A 15,094-nucleotide genomic window follows, 5' to 3' on the forward strand; every position below is an offset into this window, starting at 1 on the left:
TGCAGAATATGCAAAAGAATAAACTCAAAGACCTGTGGACTGACGGAAAACCTGCACTGAACGGGTGGTGTTCAATCGGAAACCCCTTCACCGCTGAGATCATGGCCGCCCAAGGATATGATAGTGTAACCATTGACATTCAGCATGGTGCCTTGGACTATTCAAGTGTTTTGCCGATGTTTCAGGCGATGCGTGCATCAGGTGCCACACTGATGGCACGGGTGCCGTGGCGAGACCCGGGCTACATCATGAAGGCATTGGATGCAGGTGCAATGGGTATCATCTGCCCAATGATCAACACACGTGCCGAAGCCGAGGAATTTGTCTCCTATATGCGTTATCCTCCGCACGGCCAGCGTAGCTTTGGCCCAACACGAGCCGCCATTGCCATGCCAGGCTATGGTGTTGCCGCCAACGACGAAGTACTGGCATTAGCAATGATCGAAACCGCCGATGGGATGGCAAATTTAGAAGAGATTGCAGCAACACCGGGGCTTGATGGGATCTACGTTGGCCCTGCTGACCTAACACTTGGCACACAAGAAGGACGACTGCCTCCAGGTTTTGACCGCAAGGAGCCCGAGATGATCACCTTGATCCAGAAAATTGCTGATGTTTGCAAGACCAATAACATCAAAGCTTGCCTACATTGTGGATCGCCGGATTATGCCGCCAAAGCAATCAGCTGGGGATATGATCTGACGACCGTTGGCGGGGATTCCCGTCTGCTTGCAGGCGCAGCGTCAGCCTCGGTCTCGACTTGGCATGACTTAGTGGGACGTGGTTCAAAACCTGGTTCAGCAGAGGGAGGGTATTGATGACCCATCTGCTTGTTGCGGGGAAATTACACCCTGCAGGCGTTACTCGGCTTAAGACCTTGCAAACGCAAGGCACAAGAGTGACCTACATCGAAGAAATCTCCGAACCGTCATATGCAGACCTGATATCAGATGCAGATGCATTGGTGATCCGTACCCAACCCCTGTCGGCTAACACAATCGCTAAGGCCAAACGCCTGAAAGTTGTCTCACGCCATGGCGTTGGATATGACGCGGTAGACGTGGATGCCCTAAACGCGCGCGGTATTGCGCTGGCTATAGTTGGCGATGTCAATTCAGTATCCGTAGCCGAGCATGCCATGATGCAACTTTTGGCCGGCGCCAAACAGGCAATCAGGGCAGATCGTGCCGTACGTGACCCCGAGCAATGGGGCTGGCGCAACCAACTGGAACAGCGTGAAATTTCAGGACAAAATTTGCTGATCATCGGTTATGGTCGCGCTGGGCAAAAACTTGCGGGTATGGCTGCAGGTTTCGGTATGACCATACGTGCATATGACCCATACCTCCAATCAAAAGGTTGGCCTGAGGGGGATATTCAACCCATATCGAACTTGGCTGATGGGCTTGCCTGGGCGGACTGTCTGTCCCTTCATGTCCCGCGTGGTGATAAGCCTCTCTTGGCTGCTGAAGAATTTGCTCAAATGAAACCCGGCATGATCATTGCCAATACCGCCCGCGGTGGTATCGTTTGCGAGGTTGCGTTGAGAGATGCTTTAAAAAGGGGACATATACACGCCGCTGGGTTGGATGTGTTTGAAACCGAACCACCTTCAGCAAACATGGCGCTTTCTGCTTGTGACAACGCACTTCTCTCGCCACATATCGCAGGCCTAACAGAAGAAGCCAGTGAACGTATGGCACTGGCGTCAATTGACAACGCGCTAAACTATCTGGATCAGACAGTTGATCCCGGTTTGATCGTTAATCGGAATGCTCTATCATGACTGAAAAACCAACACTTTCCATCGGCCTTATCGGGTCAGGTTTTATGGGCAAGGCCCATGTTTTTGGCTTTGCTACCGCGCAAAAGGTGTTTGACTTGCCGATGCAGATCAATCTGCACACCCTTGCAGATATTAACGATGAAGCTGCAGCACGTGCGGCCCAAGAATTTGGGTTCGCAAACGCAACATCAAACTGGCGTGACATGCTTACTAACCCCGATATCGATGTGATCGATATCACCGCCCCCAATGCGCTACATAAAGAAATGGCACTTGAGGCAATTGCTGCAGGTAAACATGTTTATTGCGAAAAACCGCTAGCGCCATTGGCAAAGGATGCTGCAGAAATGGCTGAAGCTGCTGAAGCAGCGGGCTTAAAAACCCAAGTTGGGTTTAACTACCTCTGTAACCCAATGATGCAACTCGCTAAGGAGATGATCGAGGGTGGGGAATTAGGCGAAATCCGTTCTTATCGTGGCTTGCATGCCGAAGATTATATGGCACATTCGGATGACCCATACACATTCCGTCACGATCCGGCTGGCGGTGGAGCCCTTGCGGATTTGGGTAGCCACGCGCTGGCAACCGCTGAATATCTATTAGGTCCGATTGTTAAGGTCATGGGCGATTGTGTAACAGTTATTTCAGAGCGCCCGGATGGCAAAGGTGGGCGCCGCTCGATTGAAGTTGACGACATTGGACGTGCTTTTTTACGGTTTGAGAATGGCGCTAGCGGATCAATCGAAGGCAACTGGATCGCTACGGGGCGCAAAATGCAACACGATTTTGAAATCCATGGATCAAAAGGCGCATTATTCTTTAGCCAAGAACGATTCAATGAACTGCACTTCTATTCAAATGAAGATGCTTCTGGTCGAAGGGGATTTCGTCGGATTGAGGCTGCACCGGATCATCCACCTTACGGAAATTTCTGTGTGGCGCCTGGTCATCAGGTCGGCTTCAACGATCTGAAAGCCATCGAAGTAGCTGGCTATGTACGTGCAATTGCCTTAGAAGGACCCGAGCCGTTTTCATTTCGCAAAGGGCTAAGGATTCAACATCTGGTTGAAAACATTCAAATGTCATCGGCTTCCGAAAACTGGGTTGACGTTTGATCATTGCGTGATGAAGCGAGGATGAATTTAAATGACACAAGAACTGCCCCCTGAAGATTATGAAAGCCTGATCCGCTTAATCCATGATCTTCATGGTGATATGAGCCGAGCGCATCAGCAAATCGCAGTGTACCTAACTCAAAACCCTAACGATGTGGCAGTTCGTTCGGTCAATGCCATTGCACAAAGCTGCGGCATTCACGCCTCCAGCTTTGTCAGGTTCGCACAATCACTTGGCTATGATGGTTTCAAAAGTCTTCAGGTGCTGTTCCAACGACGCCTTGCTACTGCAGCACCGGGGTTTGAAGCTCGAGTGCATGCACTCGAGCAAGAACTTAAATCCAGAGACGACCTCTCCGAGGCGAACCTGCTGCGCGACCTTGTGATCAGCGATGCCGCATCGGTTCAAAGTCTGCTCGACGAAATTGATGCGGGAGACCTAGCAAAGGCGGCGGATTTTCTAAGCAAAGCAGAGACGGTTTTCCTGTTGGGACAATTACGGTCAGCACCGGTGGTCGAGTTAATTCGCTACCTTCTGACTATGGCTGGCAAAAAGTGTATCATGCTCGACCCAAGTGGTGGCCTTGCCACACATATTGCGCGAACTATCAGTCAAAGTGATGTCTTATTGGCTGTTTCCTTTCGCTTTTACGCAAACGAAGTAGTTTCGATTGTAGAAGAGGTTGCATCGCAAAATCGAACTATTGTCGCGCTATCCGACAGCACCCTGTCACCGCTGGCTAAATCAGCCCATGTTCTGTTTGCTACCCCCGAACATGATGGGCCTTTATCACGTTCTGTGACGGCACCAATCTGCCTAGCACAAGCCATCGCCTTGGCTGTCGCCTCGCGCATGCAAAACAATTCTATCGAACCCGAAATACCTTCGGTGACCGGTACAGATCGGTAGAGTACGACATTTGTTTTCAAATTTGGAAAGAACATGTCGAAGCATACGATGCAATCTGTTACAGACAATTCTCATCAACGGCTGGATAGTCCATCTCAAGAAAGTAGAGCGTTTATAGAGTGAAGATGGTCTTCAGCTTCCGCGCAAAAACGCAACCAACATCGTTCATGACAGTCTGTACAATTTGTATGATAACTGTACAGACCATACTTCTTCGCAAGTCGGATCACGGCAAGATGCAGTACATCATCATATTTGTTTGCTGATATACATTGCTGTGTACTCTATGTACTGCGGGGTGCACCAACAATACGACATGTGCTCCGTTCAGACATTCCAAGCTTCTGGCTTGAATAAATAACGGCCTGACGTAACTGATATACGCTCAGACCTGTGGTTATTAAAAATCCAAACCTTCATTCAACAAGATAAAAACGTACTTGCCAATATCAATGCCAACTACCGTAAGGTTTGAAAAATCCGTATTTGTCATGGAATGCTCCTAATCAAAACAATCAGTCTAACAGACCAACCGCAAGCTCAAAGGTGCAGCCAGTCCATCCCATTAGCAGACGTTAGTTGAGGAGCAGTTTCAATCAGGTTTCGGATTTATCAGCGATCTAGATCAAATGGCGTGTTGTTTGTCCCGGATCAATTATGACTGTTTCGGGATGAGGGTTTTTAGTATTTGCTCCAAGGATTTTCGCAGTTAACAAAGATGCGCCATGCTCCCCCATACTAAATCTCGGTGTGATAGACGTCGTGATGCGCCTCTTGAGAACCTCATTTATTCCAAGACCGTTATATCCAACGATGCCAATATTTTCAGGGCAATCTATTCCATTTTGTTCACAATACATTAGACCTCCGAATGCCATATTATCGTGAAGAAAACACATAACATCGGGCGCGTTGTTACCATTACTCAACACTCTAGACACGGCCTTAAAACCCGTTTCAAAGGAAGCAGTATTTGATATTCTATCGAATGCACAAAACTCCAATCCAGCTTGAGAAAAACTCTCTTGAAGCCCCATAAGTCGCCGGTCCGCACGAATATCCCTACCGCTTTCAATCCCGATATATGCTGGTTTTTTATAACCCAACTTAACCAAATGTTGGCCCATTTGCATGCCTGATGCCACGTGATCGATCCCCACGCATAGGTCGATAGGATCTTGTGTATGATCCCAAATTTCAAGAACAGGTATTTTCGCTCTTCTTAGCTCATCTCGTGTACGTACGCTGTGATCAACTCCACTTAAAACGATACCTGCCGGCTGCCATGATATCATGCGTTCAACCCAAGCTTCTTCATGCGATTTAGAATAGTCAGAGATATCAATAATCGTTGCGAATCCTGCTTTCTCAAATCGAGAACGCATCCCATCATAGATCTCAGAAAACACCGTTCCAAATAATGTAGGCACTGAAACGCCAATCAAATTAGAACTCGAAGCGGCCAATGAAACCGCAACTTTATTAGGGTAATAACCCATTTTTCGAGCTAATTTTAAGATCTCTTTTCTTTTACTTTGTGAAATTCCTTCAACCCCACGCATGGCGCGCGAAACGCTCATAATGCTAACGTTTGCAGCCTTTGCAACATCTTCAATTTTTGCAGATTTATTCGCAGATTTTTCACTCAATTTACCGCGCCTATCATTTGATTTCTTAGTTCGAAACTTACGTTAACGCTAACGTAGTTTCTTTTCCATGCGCATTGCAAGTCCTTTCATTTTGATGTTGGCTAAGATCAACATTTAGCGAAATGTGTTCTGGGAGGATCACCAATTTGCCACAAATCTCTCTTCAACAAGTGGAAAAGAGTTACGGAAGCGTTCGCGTATTACCACCGCTCGATTTGGAATTAAATGATGCAGAATTCACTGTGTTGGTTGGGCCTTCAGGATGTGGAAAATCAACGACGTTGCGCATCCTAGCTGGGCTTGAAACCCTTTCAGGTGGCGAGATATATTTTGATGACAAGCCGATCAGTGCGCTCGAACCAAAAGATCGTGACATTGCCATGGTATTTCAGGATTATGCGCTTTATCCGCACATGAATATTGCTCGTAATATGTCATTTGCATTACGCCTCCAAAAACGCCCGAAATCCGAAATTGATCAGAAAGTTCAAACGGTTGCCGGTATGTTAAATATCGGACACCTGCTTGAGCGTAAACCGGCAGAACTATCTGGCGGGCAGAGACAACGTGTTGCCATGGGACGTGCACTCGTTCGAGATGCTTCCACCTTTTTATTTGATGAACCTTTGTCAAATTTGGACGCAAAGCTTCGCGCAAAAATGCGAACGGAACTCGCTGAGATGCGACAAACAATCAATAAAAATATGATCTATGTGACCCATGATCAGGTCGAAGCTATGACTCTTGGTGATCGCATCGTGGTTATGTGCGATGGCATCATCCAACAGCAGGGATCGCCTGAAGATCTTTTCAAAAGCCCTGTGAACAAATTTGTTGCAGGCTTTATGGGAAGCCCAACAATGAACTTCTTGGATGGAGAACTCATCTATAAAGATGATAAAATGTGGGTGGAAGGTGATGGCTATTCATTACCTTTATCAACATCTTTGTCTTCAAAGTTGGAACACACATCACAAAGAAGTATCTATATTGGAATTCGTCCTTCAGCATTTAAGACTTTAAAGGAGCTTGAGGGGTCGAAATCTCTCGCTGAGATAACTCTAAGAGTTGTCGTTTCTGAATATCTCGGTTCAACTTCGGTACTATCTACACGGTGTGGTGAAGATGAAGTTCTAGTCGAGATTGATAGTGTTCGCCCCATTCAATCAGGCGAAACAGTAACCTTTGGTATCGACCCAGAGGACATCATGATCTTTGATCGTAAGAGTGAAAAACGTTTCTAGATATCAACGCATTGGGAGGAAATAATGCTAAATACTATCACCAAAATTGCCGGGGTCGCCGCAGGATTAGCCATGCTGGCTACAACTGCGCTTTCAAACCCCTACAAAGAATATGAAGGCACGACATTAGTCGTCAATTTTCCAGCTCATCCGCATTACAATGCTGTGATGCAAATATTGCCTGAATTTACCAAAGAGACAGGCATAGAGGTTGAAGTGGACCAACTACCTTATTTGAAAATGCGTGAACGCCAGACATTGGAATTGGGTCAAGACGAGGGGGATTATGATCTAATCGCTTATGTTGTTTTCTCAAAGGCCGATTATGTCTATGCTGACCAACTGGAAAACTTAGCGCGTTACTTCATGAACCCAAAGCTTGCTGATCCAAGCTATGACGCGGACGATTTGATCGATGGTTATGTTTATAACATCGGGTTTGCTGGCGGCAATAAAGGTTATTTGTCGGGTAAAACAGGTTCTTTGTTTGGCGTACCATATGGGTCAGAAACATCTGTACTGGGGTATCGTAAAGACATCTTTGAAAAACATAATTTGAAAGTTCCTGAAACTTATGATGAGCTTTTGGATGTTGCATGCCAAATTCCTCAGTTGGAATCAGGGATGGGTGGACTTTCATCGCGTGCAGCTTCGGGCCACCATGCAAGTCATGCTTTCCTATTGCACCTTGCTCCACTAGGTGGTCGCATTTTTGATGATAGCTGGAACCCAATCGTCAACAACGAAGCGGGTGTTAAGGCCGCAAATGCGCTTAAACAGATAGTAGATTGCGGACCTGAAGGCGCGGCATCCTTTGGCTTTGGTGAAGCCTTAGGATCCTTTTTGAATGGCGATACTGCAATGTTCCTAGACACCAGTGTCGTAGCAGGTCAAATCAATGATCCGTCAAAATCAAAAGTCGTTGATAAAGTTGGTTGGGCAATGCACCCAATGGGCGTGCGTCGCGGTTCTCAGACAGGTGGTTTTGGTATTGGTATTCCAAAAAACGCTGAAAACAAGGACGCTGCATTCCTACTTATGCAGTGGCTAACGTCAAAGAAAGGCGATAAAATGGTCGCATTGGCAGGTGGCAACCCTTCACGTTTTTCAACGCATGCGGATGCTGAAGTCAACGCGAAATTCCCGCACATGAAAACCTTTGGTGAAGCACTTCAACATGCCGACCCCGACTGGCGTCCGATTATCCCTGTATGGGGTAAAATCAACGCTGATCTTGGAACAACGCTTTCTAAAGTTTTGACTGAAGGAACGGATATTCAGGAAGCATTAGATGGTGTTGCAGAGCGCACCAGAGCTGTCATGGAAGAAGCTGGCTACTATACTTGGCAATAAACCCTCACAGGAAAATGGCAGCCCGGATTTAATACGGGCTGTCTACTAAATTAAACTCAAACTAGGCAATGCGATGAACACCACATCAATAAATCGGTTAGCGCCATACGTATTCTTGGCGCCAGCGGCTGTGATCATGTTAATCGCGTTGCTGTATCCCTTGCTCTACATGATCTACGGTTCTTTTCGGAAATGGGACCCGAGCCAGACAATTGGTGAGACTGAATTTGTGGGGCTAAAGAATTACATAACTCTTCTGAACGACCCTGCATTCTTAGAAAGCCTCGGTGTTACACTAAAATTTGCTGGAGCTGTTGTTTCAATTGAGATGATTTTAGGTGTTGGTCTTGCTCTACTTTTAGATCGAAATATCCGCGGAATGTCTCTTTTGAGAACGATGTTTATTCTGCCAATGATGATTGCACCAGTGGTGGTTGGCCTTATGTGGCGCTATATGTACCATCCGACTGTGGGAACCTTTAACCGTTTCTTAAAATCACTGGGATTTGATGGTGTTGATTGGCTCGGCCAACATGCATTGGTGTCAATTATCATTGCTGATATCTGGCAGTGGACCCCATTTATTTTTATCCTGACACTCGCTGCGCTCCAGTCTCTACCAAGGTCTACGTTAGAGGCTGCACGTATTGATGGAGCCACTGGATGGCAGCAGATTATTCACATCAAACTGCCTTTAATGATGCCTGTTCTCATCGTCACATGCTTGTTGAGATTGATCGACGCGTTCAAAGTTCTAGAGGTTATTCTTGTGATGACCGAGGGTGGCCCCGGACTCAGCACAGAAATCCTTGCGCTTCGCATTTCCAGAACGGCAACTGAATTCCGAGAACTTGGCGTAGCGGCTGCGATGTCGAATTATCTTTTACTTTTACTTTTGACCCTGACTTTAGCGATGTTTGCTTACACGAAAATTAGCGAGGCACGTGCTGCGCGTCTTCGCGCTGCTCAGGAGGAGAATAGCTGATGTCCAATAATTCATACGATAAGCAGCACCCGGGGTATTTTGCGCTTTTAGCAGCTCTAGTTTTCATGGCGGTCGGACCTGTTGTCTTGATGTTGGTGAATTCATTTAAACTCGATGTAGACATTTTATCTGGAACATCTGGTCTGCTGTTTTTACCGACAATCCAAAATTATGAAACCGCTCTTTGTGACATTCTTCCATATGAACTCGATCACTTGGATTTTTGTTCGCTGAAATTTGGTGGATCATTGGTCAATTCACTTATTATTGCTCTTGTATCGACTATTCTTACTCTAGTTATTGGATGTATGGCTGCGTATGCATTGGTGCGTTTTCGATTTATGGGTCGAGATACTGCATCGGTGAGCACCCTGCTCGTACGAATGGTCCCGCCTGCTGTTTTGTTGGTTCCGGTGTTTGGCCTTTGGAACAATGAATTTTGCTTGGATAAAGATGGCTTCATTGGTGGCCTCATAAGAGATACGTTTGGTGGTCGCGGTGATGTCTGCCTTGCAGGTACGCATTCAGGTATCATCCTCATTTATGTAGCAATGAACCTTCCGTTTGTGATCTGGATTTTGCAGAGCTTCATAGTACAGGTTCCTATTCAGCTTGAAGAAGCCGCACGTATTGATGGCGCAGGTCCGTTTAGAGTTTTCTTCCTCATTGTTTTGCCACTAATTAAACCGGGTCTCGCTGCCGCCGCGATATTCACTTTCCGTATAGCTTGGAATGAGTATCTACTAGCAAGTGCTCTATCGGATAGAGATACGAAAACGGTACCAATATTGATCGTGAACAACATGTCAGAATTTAACGTGGAATGGGGTGTCATCATGGCAACGGGTATGCTGCTCGCTGTCCCGCCGATTATCTTCACTTTGTTTGCATCACGTCAGATTATCACTGGCATGACAGCGGGCGCAGTTAAAGGATAGTATGTTGTTTGAGTGGTTGGCCACATCAATAGATCCCGCGCGTGCGCACATGATTACCGCTGAGATATCGTGGCATGCAAGATTGATGATAGTAGCGTGGTCCTTTTGCATCCCTCTTGGCATTATCTCAGCAAGGTTCTTTAAGATCATGCCACGGCAAGATTGGCCTAATGAACTAGATAACCGAACTTGGTGGTTAAGCCATCTCATTCTTCAGTATTTAGGTGGTGCATTTACGCTAGTTGCGCTTTGGATTATATGGGACTTTGCCAAAATTTCCGAAGCCAGTTCTTGGCACACTTGGCTTGGATGGATTGTTGTAATCCTATGTCTTGCACAATTCCTAGCTGGCTGGTTTAGAGGCACCAAGGGTGGGCCTTCTGAAGTCTCGCGAACTGGCACAATTCGTGGCGATCATTATGATATGACACCTCGAAGAAACCTATTTGAATACTTCCACAAAAGTGCCGGTTATATTTGCCTCCTAACATCGTTCATCACAACAGCAATTGGGCTTTGGTCGGTTAACGCACCGAGATGGATGTGGATTGCATTGGCTATATGGTGGTTGTTCATAATTGTTATATTTGTGGTGTTGCAAAGAGCAGGAAAAACCTATGATACATATCAAGCCTTATGGGGTGATGATCCAGAACTCCCTGGCAATCGAAAAAAACCAATTGGAATAGGGATCTCGCGCGTAAACAAGCAATAACCTGATACCAATTTATCTCTTGATCGCGCAACGCGTTACAATTGTATTGAACTGTCTTCTAATGGGATGGATTGGCTGCTGACTTAGCAAATGCGGTTAGTCTGTTAGACTGATTGAATTTAGAATAGGAGCAGCATCCCATGGCAAATACAGATATTCCAAACTTGTCTACAATTGGGGTTGATATTGGCAAGGACGTTTTTCATCTCATTGGTTTTGATAAAGATGGCAAACTTGTACCCTGCAAGAAGATCAAACGTCTTACATTGATATAGACGTTTGAAAGGTTTCCACGCTGTATTGTTGGTATGGAAGCGTGTTTAAGTGCGCACTTTGTGAGCCGAGCATTGCGGAATGCTATAGCTGAGGCAGCCCTGCGTCCAAATTTGCTATGCGTTGAAGAGAAGAAACAAGATCAGCTTGATTTACAAGCTCTACATCACGTTCGTTCGAGATTGGTTTCTCGGCGCACAGCTACTATCAATCAAATCCGTGCCTTTTTGATTGAGCAAGGTATTACAGTTAGAACGGTGCTAACGCGTTGCGCAATTCTCTGTTCGCTATTTTAAAAGACCGAGAAGACGTAATATCAGAACGTATGAGCGAAATCATTGTTGGACTTTATGAAGATTGGCTTTGGATGGATAAACGTATTGAAAGCACAACTGCTGAGATTGAGTTGATTTCTAAACGTGAGAGCAATTGTCAAAGATTGATGAGTATTCCAGGGATCGGCCCTATGATCTCAACAAGCATGGTTGCTGCTATCGGTTCAGGTGAAGCTTTTGATAAAGACCGAGACTCTGCCGTGCGGTTGGGGTTAGTTCCGAGACAGTATTCAACTGGTGGAAAAACTATTCTTGGCAGGACATCAAAACGTGGAAGCCTATATCTTAGAACTCTGTTTGTTCAGGCTGTCCATATTATTCTGATGAGACCACATAACTGGTCAAAGTTCACAGCCCCACAAGCAGACTTATGAATTTTCATAACTTCGTTATGCATGTTGTCAAAGTAAATCCGGCAACTAAATTAGCCGTTACCAGTTGAATTTTTGATTTAATATGGATCTCGGCACGTACAAGAATCATCATACGCCGATTCAACCATCCGCAAATAAGTCTCATAGACCTCACTCAGATCAGCATAGCGTCTTTTAAGTCCATCCATATAGGCCGCAGCCTCCATCATCCCTAGCGTTCTCCCAAGATATGCTTCCTCTGGGATTGCCGAGTTAAGTGCGACCACACTTTGATAAATGGAATAAAGTGAATTGACGAAACTGATGAGGCTGAAGGTTTTGGAAACATTGCCGGCTGCTTTTGTGGTGTTACCCAGCCAAAGTGAGAATTTTTCACCCAAAAACCCCGCTCCGTCAAATGCACGATCCGTTGCGAAACTCTTAGCGACCTCATTTGCCGCATCGCCGCCAACCCCCTCTGACATGGACGTTCTAAAGCCTTGCGCGCGTTTTTGAGCTGCATTTGATAACGCATCTGCAAATTCATCTACAATCGCCTTTTGGGCTGACAGAAGCGCACGTATACGCTCTATTTCCAAGTGGGGGCGAGCACACATCTGTTTGGGCACCGACTGATGTTGCATACGTCGATGCAAAGAACGGCCATAGGCGAGCGGCTGCCCAGGTTTCTGTCCGGTGTACAAATCATACAATAAATTGTCAGGCCCTCGATATTTGATTGCCTGCCTGATGAGATACCCCTTGTTAGGCAAACCAATTCTATCCAGAAAGCGATCTTTATACTTAAAGAGTGACTTCCCTTTCAATCCCGAAATAGGTCCAATTGCACGTTCATACTTTTTTCTTGCCTCCGAGGAATGTAGATAAAGGCCTGCGTCATCCAATTCTTTTCGATAAGCGGATACACAATATCTGAACGATAATTTCAGTTTTTTATCTTCAGCAACAGCATATGGCTCCTCGCTAGTTGCGCGTGCGATGAGGCTGACTTTAATCCGTTGGGCGTCATCTAGATCGTCCAAATCGAGGTCTTCCAGGCGAGGCATCATTTGGAATGTTTTGGTCTCTCTTGCTTCCAAACTGGTGGTCTCACATCGTGCGCTACCTTTTCCTCCAGCATTGCGACAACTCATAGAATTGCTCGTGACGACATTAGTAAGGTGATCAGGAAATCCCAATTCAATGATCGTATCAAACATCGTCCATGTGTAGGTTGAAGCGTCATCTCCCGTATTTGTTAAATTGACTTCAATTGGGTTGTCTATTTTTGGCCAAAAGTCAGGCTTGGCAGCCTCAGTCTCAGTTTTTTTTGGTTTAAACGAAAGAACGAGCTGCACATCATCAAGTTTGATGGGTTCGGGTCGGCTCTCTTTTGCTATCTTTTCAAAAAGTAAAGATGGATCAATACCCCCCGGTGCTAACAATTGATTTTGACTGGAAACAAGCCTTTGGCGCTGCTTTTCAATCTCCTCCAGCCCACCTGGTTTTCCTCTCAAGTCTTCCCATGACGCGTGAAGATCCTTAAGCGACATGTAGCGACCTAAATCGAAGAAATCGTCCTGTGTATCAAATGCATAATCATCCAGCTTTTTCTTTGAGGCACTTTTTCGCTTGGATAAACGCTCAATGTTGGTTTTAGTTGTATTAATCCAATTGCTCAGAAACTCTTTTTCCTCAGCAGCTTTCGGTTTAGAATTATCTGCAGCCGTGTATTCAAGCGTCTGCAACCAGGTATCAAGATCCTTAACAATTCGACCATCTTCAAGCGAAACCTGTTCATCTTCAATTGGCAATGGCGGGATAACTTCCGGCAACTCATCTGCTACGGCGCTGAACTGCAAACTCGCCATCAAAAGCATGGACAACATTAAGTTCACGGCAAAAGCAAAACAGCCTCTTACAATTACTGTATAGGTCATGCGAACTGACCCCTCAATTGCTTATTGAAATGATTTCAAATCGGTCAATATGTACCAGCGTTTCGCCGCCAACCTCCCTAAACTGCCCGGCTAGAAATGCCGGATTACCAGGTGATCGCAGTGAGGTAAGTATGTCACTTTGAAAACTTAAAGGTTGCCCTTCAATCGAAATTCCATTGAGGACTATTAGCGTCGAATACTCGCGTCCACGTTTAGAAAAAGTTAGCCGAAATCCGTCGTTAATATGGGTATCAATCATACGCTGGGTGTCTGGGTTTACCTTTGAACCACAATGTCCACTGTTAGCAGAAATCAGCTGCGTACTGCTTGTCGGTTTGCCTTTGCTAAATTTGTTGAACGTCGCAGCAATTCTCTTACACCAATCACCCAAGTCTAAATAGTATTGAACGGCAAGGTGATTTTCATGATCTTTGAAGAGGCCAATTTCAAACATATCTGTACCGGTTTGCATTTTGATTTTTAGATCAAGATTAATGTCCCAATCACCCTTAGGTAGCTCTTTATCAAGGGTAAAAATGTTACTGGCATCAGGGTTTGAAAATGATTGCAACGTTGAACCAATTAAAAGCAATTCATCATCTTCAACGATATATAATTCATCATCTCCATTGATCACTGACCAGTCGGACATGAGATCCTCACCGACAAAGTCATCCTCAAAATAGAGGTCACTGGTCTTCTCCACTTCGACGGACTGTGTGACTTGCGTTAGTGCCAGCTGCAATTCACTGGCACTGCGAGCATCTACATACTGGCCACCACCAATATCCGAAATGCATTTAACTGCCTGCTGTTGTTCATCGGTTAGATCAAAACCAACCACGTGGAGCGCTAAATCCACACCTGATTCTGCAAGATGTTTTGCCGAGGCACATGGATCACCTTCACAAGATTCAATTCCATCTGTAATCAGGACGATGGTTGATTTTTCTTGTTCGGAATCATTGGACTGCACCCAATTTGCACTCTCCAATAACGTTGCAGCAATGGGTGTTTGGCCCTTTGGTTGGATAGAAGATATGATCTTCATGAATTTTGATTGGTCGATGGTCGCATAATCTGCGAGAAGCGCAATATCTGTACAATCACGTTTCCCATGGTGGCTCTGATGTCCGTATGCGGCTAAACCAACACTCGCTTTCGCTGGCAACTCGCTCACAATGTCGACTAATACATTTTTGGCTATGTCAATTTTGGCGCGACCTTGTATCTGGGCCCACATTGAATTGGAGGCATCGAGTATAAATAGGAATTTGTCGGTAGGTGTGGCGTAGCAATGAAGAGTTGACGCTAAGCTCGCCAACATGATGAATGTAAATGTTTTGATTTTGCGATTGAGTATCATTGTCTGTCGGGCCTGTTATTAAATATTCAGACCATTTTAATTTCCCTCGTTGCGACTGCAATTGGGGGATTCCCCCCAATTTCGTGAAATAGCGCAACATGTTATGGAATGCGGCGAGCTGGAAACTTACCA

The 15,094-nt window shown here is 45.6% G+C and carries 12 protein-coding genes and 1 pseudogene; 10 read left to right on the top strand and 3 right to left on the bottom strand.

From position 1 onward, the window contains the following. Positions 1 to 8: 8 nt before the first annotated feature. The 4 genes from G3W54_RS05860 to G3W54_RS05875 are packed head-to-tail and all read left to right on the top strand — an operon-like array spanning position 9 to position 3,811. A complete protein-coding gene (locus tag G3W54_RS05860; RefSeq protein WP_162652173.1) occupies positions 9 to 818 on the top strand; it encodes an aldolase/citrate lyase family protein in 810 nt (269 codons plus the stop codon). Next, the gene (locus G3W54_RS05865) at positions 818 to 1,786 is read left to right on the top strand and encodes a hydroxyacid dehydrogenase (protein ID WP_162652174.1); all 969 of its coding nucleotides are present in this window, start codon (positions 818 to 820) and stop codon (positions 1,784 to 1,786) included. Before G3W54_RS05860 ends, G3W54_RS05865 begins: the two co-directional genes overlap by 1 nt. After that, positions 1,783 to 2,901, top strand: a complete 1,119-nt coding sequence (locus G3W54_RS05870; RefSeq protein WP_162652175.1) for a Gfo/Idh/MocA family oxidoreductase — start codon at positions 1,783 to 1,785, stop codon at positions 2,899 to 2,901. Before G3W54_RS05865 ends, G3W54_RS05870 begins: the two co-directional genes overlap by 4 nt. Before the next feature lie 31 nt (positions 2,902 to 2,932). Further along, complete coding sequence (locus G3W54_RS05875) at positions 2,933 to 3,811, top strand: MurR/RpiR family transcriptional regulator (RefSeq protein ID WP_162652176.1); 879 nt, start codon at positions 2,933 to 2,935, stop codon at positions 3,809 to 3,811. Between the two features lie 620 nt (positions 3,812 to 4,431). Here the strand turns inward: G3W54_RS05875 and G3W54_RS05880 are convergent. Beyond that, positions 4,432 to 5,460: a LacI family DNA-binding transcriptional regulator gene (locus tag G3W54_RS05880; protein ID WP_162652177.1), complete on the bottom strand. Its 1,029-nt coding sequence runs from the start codon at positions 5,458 to 5,460 to the stop codon at positions 4,432 to 4,434. Between the two features lie 146 nt (positions 5,461 to 5,606). Here G3W54_RS05880 and G3W54_RS05885 point away from each other — a divergent pair, with 146 nt between their 5' ends. The 6 genes and pseudogenes from G3W54_RS05885 to G3W54_RS19275 form a co-directional block, all read left to right on the top strand. Then, complete coding sequence (locus G3W54_RS05885; RefSeq protein WP_162652178.1) at positions 5,607 to 6,704, top strand: ABC transporter ATP-binding protein; 1,098 nt, start codon at positions 5,607 to 5,609, stop codon at positions 6,702 to 6,704. A gap of 24 nt (positions 6,705 to 6,728) precedes the next feature. After that, positions 6,729 to 8,057: an extracellular solute-binding protein gene (locus G3W54_RS05890; RefSeq protein WP_162652179.1), complete on the top strand. Its 1,329-nt coding sequence runs from the start codon at positions 6,729 to 6,731 to the stop codon at positions 8,055 to 8,057. Between the two features lie 73 nt (positions 8,058 to 8,130). After that, positions 8,131 to 9,042 carry a sugar ABC transporter permease gene (locus G3W54_RS05895; RefSeq protein ID WP_162652180.1) on the top strand — a complete coding sequence of 304 codons (912 nt, stop codon included), beginning with the start codon at positions 8,131 to 8,133 and terminating at the stop codon, positions 9,040 to 9,042. Continuing rightward, positions 9,042 to 9,980: a carbohydrate ABC transporter permease gene (locus tag G3W54_RS05900; protein ID WP_162652181.1), complete on the top strand. Its 939-nt coding sequence runs from the start codon at positions 9,042 to 9,044 to the stop codon at positions 9,978 to 9,980. The genes G3W54_RS05895 and G3W54_RS05900 overlap by 1 nt, the downstream gene beginning before the upstream one ends. Position 9,981: 1 nt before the next feature. Next, positions 9,982 to 10,695, top strand: a complete 714-nt coding sequence (locus tag G3W54_RS05905; RefSeq protein WP_162652182.1) for a cytochrome b561 domain-containing protein — start codon at positions 9,982 to 9,984, stop codon at positions 10,693 to 10,695. A 140-nt stretch (positions 10,696 to 10,835) separates the two neighbouring features. Further along, positions 10,836 to 11,644: pseudogene (locus G3W54_RS19275) on the top strand (IS110 family transposase); the annotation flags it as partial. A gap of 110 nt (positions 11,645 to 11,754) precedes the next feature. Here G3W54_RS19275 and G3W54_RS05915 read toward each other — a convergent pair. Together G3W54_RS05915 and G3W54_RS05920 are read right to left on the bottom strand one after the other, a co-directional pair. Beyond that, positions 11,755 to 13,596: a hypothetical protein gene (locus G3W54_RS05915; protein WP_162652183.1), complete on the bottom strand. Its 1,842-nt coding sequence runs from the start codon at positions 13,594 to 13,596 to the stop codon at positions 11,755 to 11,757. A gap of 13 nt (positions 13,597 to 13,609) precedes the next feature. Continuing rightward, positions 13,610 to 14,962: a VWA domain-containing protein gene (locus tag G3W54_RS05920; RefSeq protein WP_162652184.1), complete on the bottom strand. Its 1,353-nt coding sequence runs from the start codon at positions 14,960 to 14,962 to the stop codon at positions 13,610 to 13,612. Between the last annotated feature and the right edge of the window lie 132 nt (positions 14,963 to 15,094).

This window comes from Lentilitoribacter sp. Alg239-R112 (assembly GCF_900537175.1).
GTDB lineage: Bacteria > Pseudomonadota > Alphaproteobacteria > Rhizobiales > Rhizobiaceae > Lentilitoribacter.